The 18757-nt window shown below is 65.2% G+C and carries 17 protein-coding genes; all 17 read left to right on the forward strand.

The window, feature by feature from the left end:
• The first annotated feature begins 109 nt into the window (after positions 1–109).
• The 17 genes from hisS (at position 110) to glnA (ending at position 18654) form a co-directional block, all read left to right on the forward strand.
• Positions 110–1369 (forward strand): histidine--tRNA ligase, encoded by a 1260-nt coding sequence (gene hisS, locus ACFPFG_RS27115; protein WP_220808920.1) that lies wholly within the window; start codon positions 110–112, stop codon positions 1367–1369.
• 70 nt (positions 1370–1439) lie between these two features.
• The gene (locus ACFPFG_RS27120) at positions 1440–2123 is read left to right on the forward strand and encodes a YfgM family protein (RefSeq protein ID WP_183021606.1); all 684 of its coding nucleotides are present in this window, start codon (positions 1440–1442) and stop codon (positions 2121–2123) included.
• A 20-nt stretch (positions 2124–2143) separates the two neighbouring features.
• Positions 2144–3301, forward strand: coding sequence for an outer membrane protein assembly factor BamB (gene bamB / locus ACFPFG_RS27125; RefSeq protein ID WP_374623630.1), 1158 nt, complete (start codon positions 2144–2146; stop codon positions 3299–3301).
• A 15-nt stretch (positions 3302–3316) separates the two neighbouring features.
• The gene (der, locus tag ACFPFG_RS27130) at positions 3317–4663 is read left to right on the forward strand and encodes a ribosome biogenesis GTPase Der (protein WP_012206814.1); all 1347 of its coding nucleotides are present in this window, start codon (positions 3317–3319) and stop codon (positions 4661–4663) included.
• Positions 4664–4765: 102 nt separating this feature from the next.
• Positions 4766–5017 carry an RNA chaperone Hfq gene (gene hfq, locus ACFPFG_RS27135; protein WP_012206813.1) on the forward strand — a complete coding sequence of 84 codons (252 nt, stop codon included), beginning with the start codon at positions 4766–4768 and terminating at the stop codon, positions 5015–5017.
• 67 nt (positions 5018–5084) lie between these two features.
• Complete coding sequence (gene hflX, locus ACFPFG_RS27140) at positions 5085–6299, forward strand: GTPase HflX (protein WP_380108994.1); 1215 nt, start codon at positions 5085–5087, stop codon at positions 6297–6299.
• A gap of 71 nt (positions 6300–6370) precedes the next feature.
• Complete coding sequence (hflK, locus tag ACFPFG_RS27145) at positions 6371–7765, forward strand: FtsH protease activity modulator HflK (protein ID WP_183021605.1); 1395 nt, start codon at positions 6371–6373, stop codon at positions 7763–7765.
• A gap of 12 nt (positions 7766–7777) precedes the next feature.
• A complete protein-coding gene (hflC, locus tag ACFPFG_RS27150) occupies positions 7778–8668 on the forward strand; it encodes a protease modulator HflC (RefSeq protein ID WP_063325331.1) in 891 nt (296 codons plus the stop codon).
• A 200-nt stretch (positions 8669–8868) separates the two neighbouring features.
• A complete protein-coding gene (locus ACFPFG_RS27155) occupies positions 8869–10017 on the forward strand; it encodes an ATP phosphoribosyltransferase regulatory subunit (protein WP_180319041.1) in 1149 nt (382 codons plus the stop codon).
• 39 nt (positions 10018–10056) lie between these two features.
• On the forward strand, positions 10057–11433 hold the full coding sequence (locus ACFPFG_RS27160; protein WP_012206808.1) for an adenylosuccinate synthase: 1377 nt from the start codon (positions 10057–10059) through the stop codon (positions 11431–11433).
• Positions 11434–11476: 43 nt separating this feature from the next.
• The gene (locus tag ACFPFG_RS27165; RefSeq protein WP_012206807.1) at positions 11477–12001 is read left to right on the forward strand and encodes a phosphoribosyltransferase; all 525 of its coding nucleotides are present in this window, start codon (positions 11477–11479) and stop codon (positions 11999–12001) included.
• 182 nt (positions 12002–12183) lie between these two features.
• Positions 12184–13416 carry a YncE family protein gene (locus ACFPFG_RS27170; protein WP_465251923.1) on the forward strand — a complete coding sequence of 411 codons (1233 nt, stop codon included), beginning with the start codon at positions 12184–12186 and terminating at the stop codon, positions 13414–13416.
• Complete coding sequence (locus ACFPFG_RS27175; RefSeq protein WP_380109000.1) at positions 13416–14234, forward strand: polysaccharide deacetylase family protein; 819 nt, start codon at positions 13416–13418, stop codon at positions 14232–14234. Before ACFPFG_RS27170 ends, ACFPFG_RS27175 begins: the two co-directional genes overlap by 1 nt.
• Before the next feature lie 39 nt (positions 14235–14273).
• Positions 14274–15254, forward strand: a complete 981-nt coding sequence (locus ACFPFG_RS27180) for a sterol desaturase family protein (RefSeq protein ID WP_197955603.1) — start codon at positions 14274–14276, stop codon at positions 15252–15254.
• Positions 15255–15269: 15 nt separating this feature from the next.
• A complete protein-coding gene (locus tag ACFPFG_RS27185; protein ID WP_183021600.1) occupies positions 15270–16169 on the forward strand; it encodes an EI24 domain-containing protein in 900 nt (299 codons plus the stop codon).
• Positions 16166–17002, forward strand: coding sequence for a competence/damage-inducible protein A (locus ACFPFG_RS27190; RefSeq protein ID WP_183021599.1), 837 nt, complete (start codon positions 16166–16168; stop codon positions 17000–17002). Before ACFPFG_RS27185 ends, ACFPFG_RS27190 begins: the two co-directional genes overlap by 4 nt.
• A 236-nt stretch (positions 17003–17238) precedes the next feature.
• Positions 17239–18654: a type I glutamate--ammonia ligase gene (gene glnA, locus ACFPFG_RS27195; protein ID WP_183021598.1), complete on the forward strand. Its 1416-nt coding sequence runs from the start codon at positions 17239–17241 to the stop codon at positions 18652–18654.
• Positions 18655–18757: the final 103 nt, after the last annotated feature.

Below are 18757 nucleotides of genomic sequence, written 5' to 3' on the forward strand. Positions count from 1 at the left end.
CAGACGTTGAGGGCATGGGGCGAAAAAAGCGGGGTCAGCGCCTGTTTCCGAGCATTCATCGAACGAGAACAACGTGGCCAAACCCGAAAAACTCTCCGCCGTCAAAGGCATGAACGACATTCTTCCCGCCGAGTCCGCTCGCTGGGAATGGCTGGAAGCGCAGGTGCGTGAATTGATGGCGCGCTTTGCCTACCGCAACGTGCGCACGCCCATCGTCGAGCATACGCAGCTGTTCGTTCGTGGCATAGGCGAGGTGACGGACATTGTCGAGAAGGAGATGTACTCCTTCGAGGACAAGCTCAACGGCGAGCGCCTGACGCTGCGCCCTGAAGGTACGGCCAGTCTGGTGCGCGCCACCATCGAGAACAATCTGCTGTACGACGGCGGCAAGCGCATGTGGTACATGGGCCCCATGTTCCGCCACGAGCGCCCGCAGCGCGGCCGTTACCGCCAGTTCCACCAGATCGGCGCCGAGGCCCTGGGTTTTGCCGGCCCCGATGTCGATGCCGAGCTCATCATGCTGGCCGTTTCCCTGTGGAAGCAGCTGGGCCTGACCCAGTGGCGCCTGGAAATCAACAGCCTGGGCCAGCCTGAGGAGCGCCAGGCGCATCGCCAGGCCCTGATCGCCTACCTGGAGCAGCACCAGGACGTGATGGACGAAGAGGCCAAGCGCCGCATGTACAGCAATCCGCTGCGCGTGCTGGACACCAAGAACCCCGCCATGCAGGAAATGGTCAACGGCGCGCCGCGCCTGCTGGACTTCCTGGGCGAGGGCTCGCTGGCCCACTTCGAAGGACTCAAGGCCATCCTGGACGCCAACGGCGTGCCATGGACCGTGAACCCACGCCTGGTGCGCGGCCTGGACTACTACAACCTGACGGTGTTCGAGTTCATCACCGACATGCTGGGCTCGCAGGGCACCATCTGCGCCGGAGGCCGCTACGACTACCTGATCGAACAGGTGGGCGGCAAGAGCGCGCCTGCCGTGGGCTGGGCGTTGGGCGTGGAGCGCGTGCTGGAACTCGTCAAGGAGCTCGGCACCGACATTCCCGCACCCACGCTGCATGCCTACGCCATCGTCCCCGACGTGGCCGCCATGCCCGTGGCGCTGCGCACCCTGCAGCAGCTGCGCGAGGCCGGTGTGCGCGTGCAGATGCACGCAGCCAGTGCCGAAGGCATGGGCAGCATGAAGTCGCAGTTCAAGAAGGCCGATGCCAGCGGCGCGCATTTCGCGCTGATCTTCGGCTCCGATGAGCTGCAGCAGGGCCTGGTCACCGTCAAGTCGCTGCGCGACGGCGCAGGCCAGCAGGTGCAGCAAGCCCTGGCTGATGCGGCCCAATGGGCTGCCACCCTACAATCGGCGGTTTGACCAGCATCCGCAGCTTTTCAAGCGACCGCTCCAGCGGCGACCTCCATACATAAAGCGACACAGGCGATCCATGGCAAACCATTTCGATCTCGAAGAACAAGAGCAGATAGAGCAGCTCAAGCATTTCTGGAATACCTGGGGCACGTTGATCACCGGCGTGCTCGTGGTCATCTTCGTCGGCTTTGCCGGCTGGAATGGCTACCAGTACTGGGAAAAGCGCCAGGCCACGCAGGCCGCCGCGCTGGCGCATGCCGTTGACGTGGCGCTGGCCGGCAAGGACGCGGCGCGCGCCGGCCAGGCCTTCGCCGATCTCAAGGACAAGTACGCAGGCACCACGCAGGCGGCCCAGGCCGGCCTGCTGCTGGCCAAGGCTGCAGTGGACGAAGGCAAGCTCGATGACGCCAAGGCAGCCCTGAGCTGGGTGGCCGACAAGGGCGACGAAGGCTACAAGGCCCTGGCCAAGCTGCGCCTGAGCGCCGTGCTGGAGCAGCAAAAGCAATACGACGAAGCCCTCAAGGCGCTGGAAGGCAGCATGCCCGAATCCTTTGCCGGCATCGTGGCCGACCGCCGTGGCGACATTCTCGCGGCCCAGGGCAAGCAGGCCGAGGCCATCGATGCCTACCAGCGCGCCCATGCCGCCCTGGACAAGGGTATGGACTACGGACGCCTGATCGAATTCAAGCTCAACGCCCTGGGCGCCGAGCCCACCGTGCTGGCACAGGCCAAGACGTCGACTTCGGAGAAGCAACCTTGAAAACTTCGGCTGATCAATTGATGGCGATTTCGCGCCCGCGCGGCGTGGCGCGCTGGATGGCTCTGGGCCTGCTGGCCGGTGCCCTGGGTGGATGCTCCACGGTGTCCTCGTGGTTCAGCAGCGACACCAAGCCCAAGCCCCAGGAGTTGGGTGCCAACCCCGGCCTGCTGGCCGTGCACCAGGCCTGGACGGCCAGGCTCGGTGCCGAAGTGCCACTGGCCACCGACATCCATGTGCAGGGCGATACGCTGCTGATCGCTGCCAAGGATGGCAGCGTCACGGCCCTGGACGCACGCAACGGCAGCCAGCTGTCGCGCTTCACCGTGGGCGAGCCGCTGACCGCGGGCGTGGGCAGTGATGCCGAGCGCCAGGCCGTGGTCACGCGCAGCAACCAGATCATCGTCTACTCGCAAGGCAAGCAGCTGTGGAAGCAGCCGCTGTCCGCAGCGGCCTACACGCCGCCTCTGGTGGCGGGAGGCCGCGTCTTCGTGCTGGCAGCCGACCGTTCGCTGGCCGCATTCGATGCCGCCAACGGCCGCAAGCTGTGGACCGCGCAGCGCCCGGGCGAGCCCCTGGTGCTGCGCCAGCCCGGCGTGCTGATCGCCGTGGGCAACACGCTGGTGGCCGGCCTGTCGGGCCGCATGGTGGGTATCGATCCCGACACCGGCGCCGTGCGCTGGGAGGCTCCGCTGGCCAGCCCGCGTGGCACCAACGACGTGGAGCGCCTGGTGGACCTCGTGGGCCGCGTCAGCCGTGTCGGTGACAGCGTCTGCGCGCGTGCCTTCCAGGCGGCCGTGGGCTGTGTGGATACGCAAAACGCATCGGTGCGCTGGACCCAGCCGTCCAAGGGCGCCGATGGCATCGACGGCGATGGTGATTCCGTGTTCGGCGCCGAGAGCAATGGCACCGTCCAGGCTTGGCGCCGCGGCGACGGCTCGCGCGTATGGTCCATCGACCAGCTGCAGCATCGCCGCCTGACGGCGCCGTTGATGCTGGGCCGCTCGGTGGTGTTTGGTGATGACTATGGCGTGGTGCATCTGCTGTCCAAGACGGACGGACAGGCGCTGGCACGATTGAAGACGGACGACTCCGGCGTGGCCTCGCCCCCGGTATCGGCTGCCAATACGCTGGTGGTGGTAAGCCGCAGCGGAACTGTGTACGGCTTCAGGCCGGATTGATAGGTATTTTCGGGAATGAAGCCAGTTATTGCCCTGGTAGGGCGACCCAATGTGGGCAAATCGACGCTGTTCAATCGGCTGACCAAGTCGAGGGATGCAATCGTCGCGGATTTCGCGGGCCTCACGCGTGACCGCCACTATGGACAGGGCCGCCAGGGTAAGCACGAGTACATCGTGATCGATACCGGCGGTTTTGAGCCTGATGCATCCAGCGGCATCTTCAAGGAGATGGCGCGCCAGACGCAGCAGGCTGTGGCCGAGGCGGACGTCGTGGTCTTCGTTGTCGATGCGCGCCTGGGCATGTCCGCCCAGGACCACGACATCGCCAAGTACCTGCGCCGCCTTGGCAAGCCCTGCGTGCTCGTGGCCAACAAGGCCGAAGGCATGAAGGAAGGCGTGCAGCTGACCGAGTTCTACGAACTGGGCCTGGGCGATGTGCTGCCGGTTTCCGCGGCACACGGGCAGGGCGTGCGCGACCTGCTCGACCTGGCCCTGGGCCAGCTCAACCTGCCCGAGCCCGAGGAAGATGATCCGTTCGACGATGTGGCCCAGAAGCCCATCCGCCTCACCGTGGCAGGGCGCCCCAATGTCGGCAAATCCACGCTGATCAACACCTGGCTGGGTGAGGAGCGACTGGTCGCCTTCGACATGCCGGGCACCACGCGCGATGCCATCTCGGTGCCCTTCGAGCGGGCTGGCCAGAAGTTCGAGCTGATCGACACGGCGGGCCTGCGCCGCAAGGGGCGGGTGTTCGAGGCCATCGAGAAGTTCTCCGTGGTCAAGACGCTGCAGGCCATCGAAAGCGCCAACGTCGTGCTGCTGCTCATCGATGCCACGCAGGGCGTGACCGATCAGGATGCGCACATTGCCGGCTACGTGCTGGAAAGCGGCCGTGCCGTGGTGCTTGCCGTGAACAAATGGGATGCGGTGGACGACTACCAGCGCCAGATGCTGGAGCGCTCGATCGAGACGCGCCTGTCCTTCCTCAAGTTCGCCCCCATGCATTTCATCTCGGCGGAAAAGCGCCAGGGCCTGGGTCCGCTGTGGAACTCCATCATCCAGGCGCACAAGGCTGCCACCTGCAAGATGCCCACGCCGGTGCTCACGCGCCTGCTGATGGAGGCCGTGCAGTTCCAGACGCCCAAGAAGACGGGCATCTACCGCCCCAAGATGCGCTATGCGCACCAGGGTGGCATGAACCCTCCGGTCATCGTCATACACGGCAATTCGCTCGAGCATGTGACGGAAGCCTACAAGCGCTTCCTCGAAGGGCGATTCCGGAAGGAGTTCAATTTGGTTGGCACGCCGTTGCGGATCGAGTTGAAAACCTCTCATAATCCTTTTGCCGACAAGGACAAGTAACAAGCCATGGGATTTCGGGAAAACCCTTGTGCGAGCAAGGGCCCCAAAACACTGTGGTAAGGTGTCGGTTTACAACAACACTCTTCGAACACGGAGAATATCGTGAGCAACAAAGGCCAACTCCTCCAAGACCCGTTCCTGAACGCGCTGCGCCGCGAACATGTGCCGGTGTCCATCTACCTCGTCAACGGTATCAAGCTGCAAGGCCAGATCGAATCCTTCGACCAGTACGTGGTCCTGCTTCGCAACACCGTCACGCAGATGGTTTACAAGCACGCCATCTCCACCATTGTTCCCGGCCGCGCCGTGAACTTCTCCACGGCCGAAGCTGCCGGCAGCGACGCCAGCGCTTGAGCTCGCGGCGCCCTGATGCCTCCCCGTACAGCCGGGGAGTTTCCTCACCCTTCGGGAGAGGTTTTTCTTGAGTTCTGAATCTTTTGACCGGTCCACGCCAACGCCAGTGCTGCTGGTGGGCGTGGATTTCGGCTTTCCCCATTTCGATGGCGAGTTGGAAGAGCTGGGCCTGCTGGCCGGCACGGCCGGCCTGCGCCCCGTCGCGCGCCTGACCTGCAAGCGCAAGGTGCCCGATGCGGCGCTGTTCGTGGGCAGCGGCAAGGCCGACGAAATCCGCATGCTGGCCCAGATGCATGGCGCCCAGGAAGTGCTGTTCGACCAGGCCCTGAGCCCGGCCCAGCAGCGCAACCTGGAACGCCATCTGCAGATGCCGGTCAACGACCGCACTTTGCTGATCCTGGAGATCTTCGCCCAGCGCGCGCGCAGCCATGAAGGCAAGCTGCAGGTGGAACTGGCGCGCCTGCAATACGTGGCCACGCGCCTCGTGCGGCGCTGGACCCACCTGGAGCGGCAGATGGGCGGCATCGGCGGCCGTGGCGGCCCTGGCGAGAAGCAGATCGAGCTGGACCGCCGCATGATCGACGAGTCGATCAAGCGCACCAAGGAGCGGCTGCAGAAGGTCAAGAAGCAGCGCGCCACGCAGCGTCGGCGGCGCGAGCGCCATGGCATCTTCAATATCTCGCTGGTTGGCTACACCAACGCCGGCAAGTCCACGCTGTTCAATGCGCTGGTGAAGGCGCGTGCCTATGCGGCCGACCAGTTGTTCGCCACGCTGGACACGACCACGCGCCAGCTGTACCTGAATGAAGCCCAGCAATCAGTGTCCCTGTCGGATACCGTGGGCTTCATCCGCGACCTGCCGCACGGCCTGGTCGATGCATTCCAGGCCACGTTGCAGGAGGCGATCGATGCCGATCTTCTGCTGCATGTGGTCGACGCCTCCAATCCGAATTTCCCGGAACAAATCCAACAAGTCCAGAAAGTTCTGAAGGAAATCGGTGCCCAGGAGGTGCCTCTGGTACTGGTTTTCAACAAATTGGACGCCGTCGATCCGGAGCGGCGTCCAGCACAGTTGCAGGACCAGTACGAGCTTGACGGGCTGCCTGTTTCACGGGTGTTCGTCAGTGCCCGCTCCGGCGAGGGGCTGCCGCAGCTGCGGCAGTTGCTGGCCGAGCATGCGCTGCGCGCGGAGGCGGAACACGCCGAAGCGCACGGCGATGATGAGCGGGATCAGGAGGAGGTGGATGGCGCGATGCCCCCTGGGCAGGACGCCGAATACTAGGGGCTAGCGCCCTGATTGGGCAAAATGCCGATTGGGTCCCTGTCTTTACTGAAGAAACCGAGACTTCTCGCATGAATCTTTCACAACGCGCCCATCGCTGGGCGATGCTGCCGCAGCGCCTTCGCGGGATGTTCAACCTGAATGATCCGCGATGGGGACGTGGCGACGACAAGAACGACGATGCTTCGCGCCCCAATGCCGACCGTCCCGCGCCGCCGCCCCCGCCTTCGGAACCCGCACGCGACAACCGCGACAGCCGTGACAACCGTCCCTCGTCGGGCGGCGGCCAGCCGCCTGATCTGGATGAGCTGTGGCGCGACCTCAACCGAAAGCTCTCGGGCCTGTTCGGCGGCAAGCCGGGCGGCGGCCGTGGCCAGCCGCCCATCCGCAATGGCGGTGGCAGCCAGCCGCCGGACATGCGCAGCGCCGGCATGGGCGTGGGCCTGATCGCCGGCATTGCCTTCATCATCTGGATGGGCACGGGCATCTTCATCGTCCAGGAAGGCCAGCAGGCCGTCATCACCCAGTTCGGCAAGTACAAGAGCACCGTGGGCGCCGGCATCAACTGGCGGCTGCCGTACCCGATCCAGCGCCATGAACTGGTGTTCGTGACGCAGATCCGCTCGGCCGACGTGGGGCGCGACACCATCATCAAGAGCACGGGCCTGCGCGAGTCGGCCATGCTCACCGAGGACGAGAACATCGTCGAGATCAAGTTCGCCGTCCAGTACCGCCTGAGCGACGCGCGCGCCTGGCTGTTCGAGAGCAAGAACCCGTCCGAGGCCGTGGTCCAGGCCGCAGAGACGGCAGTGCGCGAAGTCGTCGGCAAGATGAAGATGGACACTGCGCTGGCCGAGGAGCGCGACCAGATCGCCCCGCGCGTGCGCGACCTGATGCAGACCATCCTGGACCGCTACAAGGTGGGCGTGGAAGTCGTGGGCATCAACCTGCAGCAGGGCGGCGTGCGTCCGCCCGAGCAGGTGCAGGCGGCCTTCGACGACGTGCTGCGTGCCGGCCAGGAGCGTGAGCGTGCCAAGAACGAGGCCCAGGCCTACGCCAACGACGTGGTGCCGCGCGCAGCCGGCTCGGCAGCGCGCCTGCTGGAAGAGTCCAACGGCTACAAGGCCCGCATCGTGGCCCAGGCACAGGGTGATGCGCAGCGCTTCAGCTCGGTGTTCACCGAGTACCAGAAGGCTCCCCAGGTCACGCGCGACCGCATGTACCTGGAAACCATGCAGCAGATCTACGGCAACGTGACCAAGGTGCTGGTGGAGTCGCGCCAGGGCTCCAACCTGCTGTACCTGCCGCTGGACAAGATCATGCAAGGCGTGAGCGGCAATGTGCCGGCAGCCGACAGCTCGGCGGCCCCCAGCACCCAGGCGCCTGCGCCTGCCGCCATTCCCGGCCTTTCGAACGATGCGCGCAGCCGCGACAGCAGTCGCAGCCGTGACCGCGAAGCACGCTGAGGAGCAGCCCAAGTGAACCGAGTTGGATTTTTCATCACCAGCATTCTTCTGGCGCTCGCGCTGCTCAGCTCCATGCTGTTCGTCGTCGATCAGCGCCAGTTCGGCGTGGTCTATGCCCTGGGTCAGATCAAGGAAGTGATCACCGAGCCGGGCCTGAACATCAAGATGCCGCCGCCGTTCCAGAACGTGCGCTACATCGACAAGCGCCTGCTCACGCTGGACAGCACCGACACCGAGCCCATGCTCACTGCCGAAAAGCAGCGCGTGGTCATCGACTGGTACGTGCGCTGGCGCATCTCCGATCCGTCGGAGTACATCCGCAATGTGGGCCTGGACGAGTCGGCTGGCGCCATGCAGCTCAACCGCGTGGTGCGCAATGCCTTCCAGGAGGAAATCAACCGCCGCACCGTGCGCGAACTGCTGTCCAGCAAGCGCGACGCGCTGATGAACGACGTCAAGCGCGAAGTGCTGGAGACCGTGCGCGGCGCCAAGCCCTGGGGCGTGGACGTGGTCGACGTGCGCATCACGCGCGTGGACTATGCCGAGACCATCACGGAATCGGTCTACCGCCGCATGGAAGCCGAGCGCAAGCGCGTGGCCAACGAGCTGCGCTCCACCGGCGCCGCCGAAGGCGAGAAGATTCGCGCCGAGGCCGATCGCCAGCGCGAGATCACCATCGCCAATGCCTACCGTGACGCCCAGAAGGTCAAGGGCGAGGGCGATGCGGAAGCCGCCCGGACCTACGCCGAAGCCTTTGGCAAGGACCCGCAGTTCGCGCAGTTCTACCGCAGCCTGGAGGCCTACAAGGCCAGCTTTGCCAAGAAGAGCGATGTGCTCGTGCTCGATCCTTCGCAGACCGATTTCTTCAAGGCCTACCGCAGTGGTGGAAGCTCTGGAAAGTAAGCGCGCCTGAGCGGCAATGCCGCCCGGCCCCTGCACGGCGCCCCTGTTGGGGCGCCGTTTTTCTTGGGCCGCCGCTGCCGCCTGGGCACCGAATCGATTCGGAATACCGAACGCCCTCCGCGGGCCTTGGGACACCCCCAATTTGGGCTGGCCCGCAACAGCCGGTAGAATCACGTTTTTAACAGCCTCCCCCTTTTTCCATGTCTGCTTGGGTCCTGCCGGATCACATCGCCGATGTCTTGCCTTCCGAGGCCCGGCACATCGAAGAATTGCGTCGAGGCCTGCTCGATACAGCGCGTGGCTATGGCTATGAACTGGTCATGCCTCCCATGCTGGAGTACCTCGAATCCCTGCTCACCGGCACAGGGGAGGCGCTGGACCTGCAGACCTGCAAGCTCATCGACCAGCTGACGGGCCGCACCATGGGTCTGCGTGCAGACACCACGCAGCAGGTGGCCCGCATCGACGCCCATCTTCTCAACCGCAAGGGCCTCACGCGCCTGTGCTACTGCGGCCCCGTCGTCCATGCCCGCCCTGACCGCCCCCGCGCCACGCGCGAGCCGCTGCAGTTCGGTGCCGAGATCTACGGTCACCAGGGCATGGAAGCCGACCTGGAGGCGCTGCACCTGGCGCTGGACTGCCTGCGCAGCGCAGGCGTCACCAATATCAACGTCGATCTGGCCGATGTGCGCATCGTGCGCAGCCTGCTGGCTGGCGTGATGGTGGACATGCAGGTGCTGCGCGGCGTGCACGCCGCGCTGGCTGCCAAGGATGCAAGCGAGCTCGAGCGTCTCACCCGCGGCTTCCCCGCCGCTTCGCGCGAAGGCCTGATGGCCCTGCTGCAGCTGTACGGCGGCATCGAGGTGCTGGACCGTGCTGAGAAGCTGCTGGCGCGCACCGCAGGCGTGCAGCCGCTGCTCGATCAGCTGCGCTGGCTGGCCCAGCGCCTGGAGGGCGTGAGCGTGAGCTTCGATCTGGCCGATCTGCGCGGCTATGCCTACTACAGCGGCACGCGCTTCGCCATCTATGTGCCGGGTGCCAGCGATGCGCTGGTGCGCGGCGGTCGCTATGACGAGGTGGGTGCGGTCTTTGGCCGCAACCGGCCCGCCGCCGGCTTCAGCCTGGACATCAAGCAGCTCGTCGCTGTCGTGCCCGAGCGCCCGCTCAAGGCTGCCATCCGCGCGCCCTGGGGCGACGATCCCCAGGTTGCGGCTGCCATTGCTGCATTGCGCCGGCAGGGCGAGACCGTGGTCTGCGTGCTGCCAGGGCATGAAAGCGAAGTGGACGAATTCCACTGCGACCGCGAGCTCGTGCAGGTTGCCGGGCAGTGGGCCGTGCAAGCCATCTGACGCATTTGTCAATTTCTTCGGATTTCATCGGATTTGAATATGAAAGCTACCAAAGGTCGCAACGTGGTCGTGGTCGGCACCCAGTGGGGTGACGAAGGCAAGGGCAAGCTGGTGGACTGGCTGACCGAAAGCGCCCAGGGCGTGGTCCGCTTCCAGGGTGGCCACAACGCTGGCCACACGCTGGTCATCAACGGCGTGAAGACCGCACTGCACCTGATCCCCAGCGGCATCATGCGCCCCGGCGTGAAGTGCTATATCGGCAACGGCGTGGTGCTGTCGGCCGCCAAGCTGTTCGAGGAAATCGAAGGCCTGGAGAAGGCTGGCGTGCAGGTGCGTGACCGCCTGCGCGTGTCCGAGGCCTGCCCGCTGATCCTGCCTTTCCACTCGGCGCTGGACGTGGCGCGCGAAGCTGCGCGCGAGCAGGGAGGCACCGAGAAGATCGGCACCACCGGCCGTGGCATCGGCCCCGCCTACGAAGACAAGATTGCCCGCCGCGCACTGCGCGTGCAGGACCTCAAGTACCCCGAGCGCTTCGCCACCAAGCTGCGCGAACTGCTGGCCCTGCACAACCACATCCTGGTCAACGTGCTGGGTTCGAAGAACTTCACCTTCGGTGACGCGCTCAAGCCGTACATCAAGGATGGCGAAGTGCAATTCGACGCGGTGTACGAAGAGGCCATGCGCCATGCCGAGCTGCTCAAGCCCATGATGGCCGATGTCTCCCGCGAGCTGAACGCCGCGCACGCCGAAGGCGCCAACCTGCTGTTCGAAGGCGCGCAGGGCACGCTGCTGGACGTGGACCACGGCACCTATCCCTACGTCACCTCGTCCAATTGCGTCGCCGGCAATGCGGCTGCAGGCTCGGGCGTGGGCCCCGGCATGCTGCACTACATCCTGGGCATCACCAAGGCCTACTGCACCCGCGTGGGCGGCGGTCCTTTCCCCACCGAACTGGATTGGGAAAAGGAAGGCACGCCGGGCTGGCACATGAGCACCGTGGGCGCCGAAAAGGGCGTGACCACCGGCCGCTCGCGCCGCTGCGGCTGGTTCGATGCCGCGCTGCTCAAGCGCAGCGCCCAGGTCAACGGCCTGTCGGGCCTGTGCATCACCAAGCTCGACGTGCTCGACGGCCTGCAGGAACTGCTGCTGTGCGTGGGCTACGAGCTCGATGGCGAGAAGATCGACCTGCTGCCCATGGGCGCCGACGAGATCGCCCGCTGCAAGCCCATCTACGAGTCCATCCCCGGCTGGACCGATTCCACCGTGGGCGTGACCGACTACGACAAGCTGCCGGCCAATGCCCGCCGTTATCTGGAGCGCATCGAGGAAGTGACGGGCGTGCCCATCGCCATGGTTTCGACCAGCCCCGACCGGGATCACACCATCCTGATGCAAAACCCCTACGCTGCCCAGTGAACTGCTGGCGGCTGAACCCCAAGATTGAACCAGGAGCCATTCCATGCTGACGGAAGACGGTCAACACCTGTATGTGAGCTACGACGAATACCACGGACTGATCGAAAAGCTCGCGATCAAAGTGCACCAGTCCGGCTGGGAATTCGACACCATTCTCTGCCTGGCCCGTGGCGGCCTGCGTCCCGGTGACATGCTCAGCCGCATCTTCGACAAGCCGCTGGCCATCATGTCCACCAGCTCCTACCGCGCCGAAGCCGGCACGGTGCAGGGCCATCTGGACATCGCGCGCTTCATCACCACGCCCAAGGGCGAGATCGCCGGCCGCGTGCTGCTGGTCGATGACCTGGCCGATTCGGGCCACACGCTGAACGCCGTGATCGCCATGCTCAAGACCAACTACCCGCCGATCACCGAGCTGCGCAGCGCCGTGATCTGGACCAAGGGCCTGTCGGCCTTCACGCCCGACTACTCGGTGGACTACCTGCCGACCAACCCCTGGATCCACCAGCCCTTCGAGCACTACGACACCTTGCGTCCCGAAAAGCTCATGGAGAAGTGGAAGATCTGATCGCCACTGCGCCTTTGGGCGCATGCCAGCGAAGGGAGCCTGTCGGCTCCCTTTTTCGTTGTGGCGGGTATTTCCATGCGCCGTCGTCATGCCTTGATGCAAGTCATGGATTGGCGCGCTTGCCGCGATATCTCGGGCCAACGTCGCGCAAATGTCGGTTTTTTGCACAGCAGCAAAAGCCGATGCCCCAGAGCGTCCGAGGGGCTGATTGGCGCAGCTACACTGCGCAGATTCTCAGAAGGTGGTGCTTTGTGAAACGTCTTTCCGTCGGGCGCTTGAGCGCGGCTGTGGCTTTGGTTGTGGGCGGCGGTGCGCTGGCCTGGCTGGCCGTGGCATCCCTGCCCGGATCCAAATCGGCCCGCGCGGCCTCGGCCACGTCTGCTGCCGTGCAGGCGCAAGCCGCATCGGCCCAGGCGGCCGCCGTTCCTGCCGCGCCTTCCGTTCCCTCGGCTGCGGCGGCTCCCGCGGCCCCGGTCGCGCGTGTCACGCCGCCACCGCAGACCCAGGGCCCCACGCCCATCTTTGTGCTCAACTCGCTTGATGCCAATATCAGCATCGTGGACCCGGTCACCTGGCAGGAGACGGCACGCATTCCCACGGGCAAGGAGCCGCATCACCTCTACCTCACGCCGGACGAGAAGTCGCTGGTCGTGGCGAATGCGCTGGGCGACACCCTGACCCTGGTCGATCCGCGCACGGGTGAAGTGCAGCGCGTGATCCGCGACATCATCGACCCCTATCACCTGCGCTTCAGCCCGGACATGAAGTGGTTCGTCACGGCGGCCAACCGCCTCAACCACATCGACATCTACCGTTGGGACGGCCAGAACCCGCAGCTGGTCAAGCGCGTGCCCACGGGCAAGACGCCCAGCCATCTCTGGATCGATGCCAAGAGCACGACCATCTATTCCACCATGCAGGACAGCGATGCCCTGGTGGCCATCGACATCGCCACCCAGACCATCAAGGCCCGCGTGCCCACCGGCCCCATGCCGGCCGATCTCTATGGCAGCCCGGACGGCACCAAGCTGTTCATCGGCCTGACCGGCAGCGATGGCGTGGAAGTGTTCGACATCACCGGCTCCGAGCCGCGCAGCGTGGCCCGCATCAAGACAGCCGCTGGCGCCCACGCCATGCGCGCCGCCGGCGACGGCCGCCACCTGTATGTGAGCAACCGCGTGGCCAACACCATCAGCAAGATCGACATGCAGACCAACCAGGTCGTGGCCAACTACCCGGCACCGGGCGGCCCCGACTGCATGGACGTCTCCGCCGACGGCCGCTACCTGCTGGTCAGCTCGCGCTGGGCGCGCAAGCTGTCGGTGATCGACACCGTGGAAAAGAAGGTGGTCCAGCAGGTCAAGGTCGGCAAGTCGCCGCACGGCGTGTGGACGCTGGCCCACGCGCAACGCTGATGGACCGCAGACTCTTTGCGCAATCGCTGGCCGGTGCGGCGGCTTTCGGCCTGCTGCGCCCCGCGCTGGCGGCAGGGCAGGGCACAGGCTGTGCCAAGACCGTGTATCTGACCTTCGACACGGGCCACATGGGCATTGCCGACCTGGTGGCCGATGTGCTCAAGCGCCATGCGGTGCCAGTGACGTTTTTCGCAGCCAACGAGCCCACCCAGCAAGGCGATGGCAGCCTGGGCGAGACCTGGGCGCCCTGGTGGCGCGCACGCGCTGCCGAAGGCCATGAATTCGCCTCGCACACCTACGACCACATGTACTGGCGCGGTGATCTGCGCGCCTCGAAGAACGGGCCGGTCACGGGTTTTCGCGTGCGCCCCTCGGCAGGGCCGCGCGCCAATGAGAACTTCACGGTCGATGCGGCAGGCTATTGCGACGAGATCCGCCGATCCGCACGGCGGCTGCAGCAGATCACGGGGCGCAAGCCCCTGCCGCTGTTCCGTGCGCCCGGCGGCAAGACTTCGCCCGCGCTGCTGGATGCCGCGCGGCAGGGCGGCTACATGCATGTGGGCTGGGCCAGCGCGGGGTTTCTGGGCGATGAGCTGCCCAGCGACCGCTACCCGAATGCGCAGCTGCTGGCCCAGGCGCTCAAGAACATCCGCAACGGAGACATCCTGCTGGCCCATCTGGGCATCTGGTCACGCAAGGATCCCTGGGCACCTGCCGTGCTGGAACCTTTGATCACGGGCCTGCTCAAGCAGGGGTTCTGCTTCCGCACGCTGCGGGAGCATCCCGACTATCGGGATTGGGTAGCAAAATTCGCATAGTGTCCGCGCGCGCAGCGCGACGGGCGATGGGAGCGTGGTGTGGACTGGTGGATTCAGTGGTTCGGTAATGCGCAGCAGCGCCTGTTCGAGGGCGTTGTCCAGCCCCTGCTGTTCGGCCTGGGACAGGCCAGCCTGCTGGAGGATGCCTATGGCGCCACGGGCTGGCTGCTGGTGGGCCTGCTGCAGATCTTCATCATGGTGGCGGTGATCGCGCCGCTGCAGTACTGGCGGCCCGTCGAGCCCGTCACCGACCGGCGCGCCATCCACGTGGACATCATCTACACCGTGGTCCACCGGCTGGGCCTGTTCCGGCTGGCGCTGTTCTTCACACTGGACCCGCTGTGGGACGAGCTCATGGGCCGCCTGCATGTCTGGGGGCTGCCGAGCTTTCACCTCGACGGCGTGTGGCCCGGCGTCACCGACCTGGCCTGGGTCAGCCTGATCATCTACCTGCTGGCCTTCGACTTCCTGGACTACTGGATACACCGCGGCCAGCACAGCATCGGCTGGTGGTGGAAGCTGCATGCGCTGCACCACTCGCAGCGCCAGATGACGGTGTGGAGCGACAACCGCAACCACCTGCTCGACGACGTCATCCGCGACACCATCATCGTGCTCGTGGCGCAGCTCATCGGCGTGGCTCCGGGCCAGTTCGTGGCCATCGTGGCCTTCACCCAGCTCAGCGAGAGCTTCCAGCACGCCAACCTGCGCGTCTGGTTCGGCTCCATTGGCGAGCGGCTGTGGATCAGCCCGCGCTTTCACCGCCGCCACCACGCCATCGGCATCGGCCACGAGCCCATGGCGCCCGTGCGCAACAAGAAGGCGCATGGCAACAACTTCGGCGTGCTGCTGCCCTGGTGGGACATGCTGTTCGGCACCGCCAACTTCGAGCTGCGCTTCGATCCCACCGGCGTGCGCGATCAGGTCCAGCCCAATGCCCAGGGCCAGTTGCGCGACTACGGCCAGGGCTTCTGGGCCCAGCAATGGCGTGGGCTCCTAAGGTTGATGGGTCGCGCTTGAGGCTGGGCTCGGGGTATGCTTGCCGGCATGGGCTTGCTACTCGATTCCTTCTGGCGTGCGACGGCGTATTGCCTGCATAAGCGGGTGATTGCATGGTCGCTTTTTCCCTTGCTGTTCATGGCCATCACGGCCTGGCTGCTGGGCTACTTCTTCTGGGCCGATGCCGTCGTCTGGACGGAAGGGGTCCTGCAAGGCGTGGGCTGGCTGCACAGCGTCTGGTCCTGGATGGGCGTGCAGTCGCTGCCCGAGCTGGTGGCGCCGGTGCTGGTCGTGCTCTCGGTCACGCCGGTGCTGGTCGTGGTCTCGCTGCTGCTGGTGGCACTGTTCATGACGCCGGCCCTGGTCGAACTGGTGGCCCAGCGGCGATTTCCGTCGCTGGAGCGCAGGCAGGGCGCCACCATGGTCGGCAGCCTGATGTGGTCCGCAGGCTCTTCGCTGATTGCCTTGATCGCGCTGCTGGTGTCGGTGCCGCTGTGGTTCGTGCCGCCCCTGGTGGTGGTGATCCCGCCGCTGATCTGGGGCTGGCTGACCTACCGCGTCATGGCCTTTGACGCGCTTTCTGCCCATGCCAGCAAGCCCGAGCGCCGCAGCCTGTTCCTGCGCCACCGCCTGGCGCTGATGCTCATGGGCGTGGTCTGCGGTTATCTGGGTGCGGCGCCGGCCATTGTCTGGGCCTCCGGCGTGGTCTTCATCGCGGCCTTCTGGATACTGATTCCGGTGGCCATCTGGATCTATGCGCTGATCTTCGCTTTCTCCTCGCTGTGGTTTGCCCACTTCTGCCTGGCCGCGCTGCAGCGCATGCGCGAGGAGGAACCCGCGCTGCCCGTCGCCCCCATCGTGCCCTATGCTCCCGACGCTCCGCTCGGAGCCGGCGCGGCCTCTCCTCCCTCCATCCCGCAAGAAAAGACCTCATGACCCTTCAAGTAGGCGCACTCATCATCGGAGACGAAATCCTGTCGGGCAAGCGTGCCGACAAGCACCTTCCCAAGCTGATCGAACTGCTGGGCGCGCGTGGCCTGTCCCTGGCCCATGCCGAGTACGTGGGCGACGACAGGGCGCGCATCACCGATGCCCTGCGCCGCGCCTTCGCATCGCAGGCCGTGGTCTTCAGCTTTGGCGGCATAGGCGCCACCCCCGACGACCACACGCGCCAATGCGCAGCCGAAGCCCTGGGCGTGCCGCTGGCGCTGCACCCGGAAGCCGTGGCCCTGATCCGCGAGCGCATGCGCGACGTGGCCGCCGAAGAAGGCAAGCCCTACGAACCCCAGCGCGCCGACAACCTGCACCGGCTGCAGATGGGCAACTTCCCCGAAGGCGCGCGCATCATCCCCAACGTCTACAACAAGATCCCCGGCTTTTCCTGCTCGGGCACAGCGGGCAAAACGGGCGCAGCGGGCACCGTGCACTTCGTGCCCGGCTTCCCGGTCATGGCCTGGCCCATGGTCGAGTGGGTGCTGGAGCAGCGCTACGCCAAGCATTTCCACAGCACGGTGCAGCGCGAGCATTCGGTCATCGTCTACGGCGGCATGGAGGCCACGCTGACGCCGCTGATGGTGGCCATAGAGCGCGACCACCCGGGCGTCAAGGTGTTCAGCCTGCCCAGCGTGGATGATTCCAAGCACGGCCGGCACATAGAACTTGGTGTCAAGGGCGAAGCTGGTGCCGTCACCAAGGCATGGCCCACCCTGCTGGAAGGTTTGCACTCATTTGGTGCAAGTCTTGGCCCTGAATTGGTGCGCAATATCTGATTTACGGGCCGGTCCCTGAATCTGCACCGATTTGGTGAAGATGCCGGGCGGTGGATCGAATGCGGGCAGAGGCCTCAATGTCATCCACAAGCCCTTCCCAAGGCGGCAGAATCACGGGGCTGGCGCGCCAAGCAGGTGCCAGACTGCAGGCATGCACTCAATGAATGCAGCCTGGCACGCAAACTGCTTAAGAGTATTTATCTTTTTTGATCAGCCAGATTGGCAGGAGAGATCTGATGGCAAAGACCGTTGCAGACGTGTTGAACATGGTGAAGGAGAACGAGGTCAAATTCGTGGACCTTCGTTTTACGGACACCCGTGGCAAGGAGCAGCACGTCACGGTGCCGGTGTCGCACTTCGACGAAGACAAGTTCACCTCGGGCCACGCCTTCGACGGCTCGTCGGTGGCAGGCTGGAAGGGCATTGAAGCATCCGACATGCAGCTGATGCCCGATCCCGCTACCGCGAACATCGACCCCTTCTTTGAAGAGACCACGCTGTTCCTGCAGTGCGATGTGATCGAACCCGGTGATGGCAAGGCCTACGACCGCGATCCCCGCTCGGTGGCCAAGCGCGCCGAAGCCTATCTGAAGGCATCGGGCCTGGGCGACACCGCCTACTTCGGACCCGAACCCGAATTCTTCATCTTCGACGGCGTGCGCTGGAACACCGAACCCGGCAGCACCTTCTACGAAATCGAAGAGTACGAGGCCCCCTGGAATTCGGGCGCCAAGTTCGAATCCGGCAACCGCGGCCACCGTCCGCGCAACAAGGGCGGCTACTTCCCCGTGCCCCCCGTGGACAGCACCCAGGATCTGCGCGCCGAAATGGTGCTGCTGCTCGAGCAGCTGGGCATTCCCGTCGAAGTGTTCCACCACGAAGTGGCAGGCGCCGGCCAGAACGAGATCGGCACCCGCTTCAGCACCCTGGTGGAGCGCGCCGACTGGACCCAGGTCATGAAGTACGTGATCTGGAACGTGGCCAACACCTACGGCAAGACTGCCACCTTCATGCCCAAGCCCTATCCGGGCGACAACGGCTCGGGCATGCACGTGCACCAGTCCGTCTGGAAGGATGGCAAGAACCTGTTCGCAGGTGACGGCTATGCAGGCCTGTCCGACTTCGCGCTGTACTACATCGGCGGCATCATCAAGCACGCCCGTGCCCTGAACGCCATCACCAACCCCGGCACCAACAGCTACAAGCGCCTGGTGCCCGGCTTCGAGGCTCCGGTCAAGCTGGCCTACTCGGCCAAGAACCGTTCGGCATCGATCCGCATCCCCTACGTGGCCAACCCCAAGGGCCGCCGCGTCGAGGCACGCTTCCCCGATCCGCTGATGAACCCCTACCTGGGCTTCTCGGCCCTGCTGATGGCAGGTCTGGACGGCGTGGAAAACAAGATCCATCCCGGCGAAGCCGCGACCAAGGATCTGTATCACCTGCCTCCGGAAGAGGACAAGCTGGTGCCCACGGTCTGCCACAGCCTGGACCAGGCCCTGGACGCCCTGGACGCGGACCGCTCGTTCCTGACCAAGGGCGGCGTGTTCTCGGACAGCATGCTCGATGCCTACATCGAGCTGAAGATGGGCGAAGTGACCCGTTACCGCCAGGCCGTGCATCCGGTCGAGTACGACATGTACTTCTCGCTGTAAGGCGAGTCGGCAAAAAAGGCGGCGCAAGCCGCCTTTTTTGCTTTCGGCCAGGACCTGGGTATGCTGGGCGCGGAACCAAAAGGGGTTGGCCCGCTCAAGAAAT

This window comes from Delftia deserti, assembly GCF_042653485.1.
Lineage (GTDB): Bacteria > Pseudomonadota > Gammaproteobacteria > Burkholderiales > Burkholderiaceae_C > Comamonas > Comamonas acidovorans.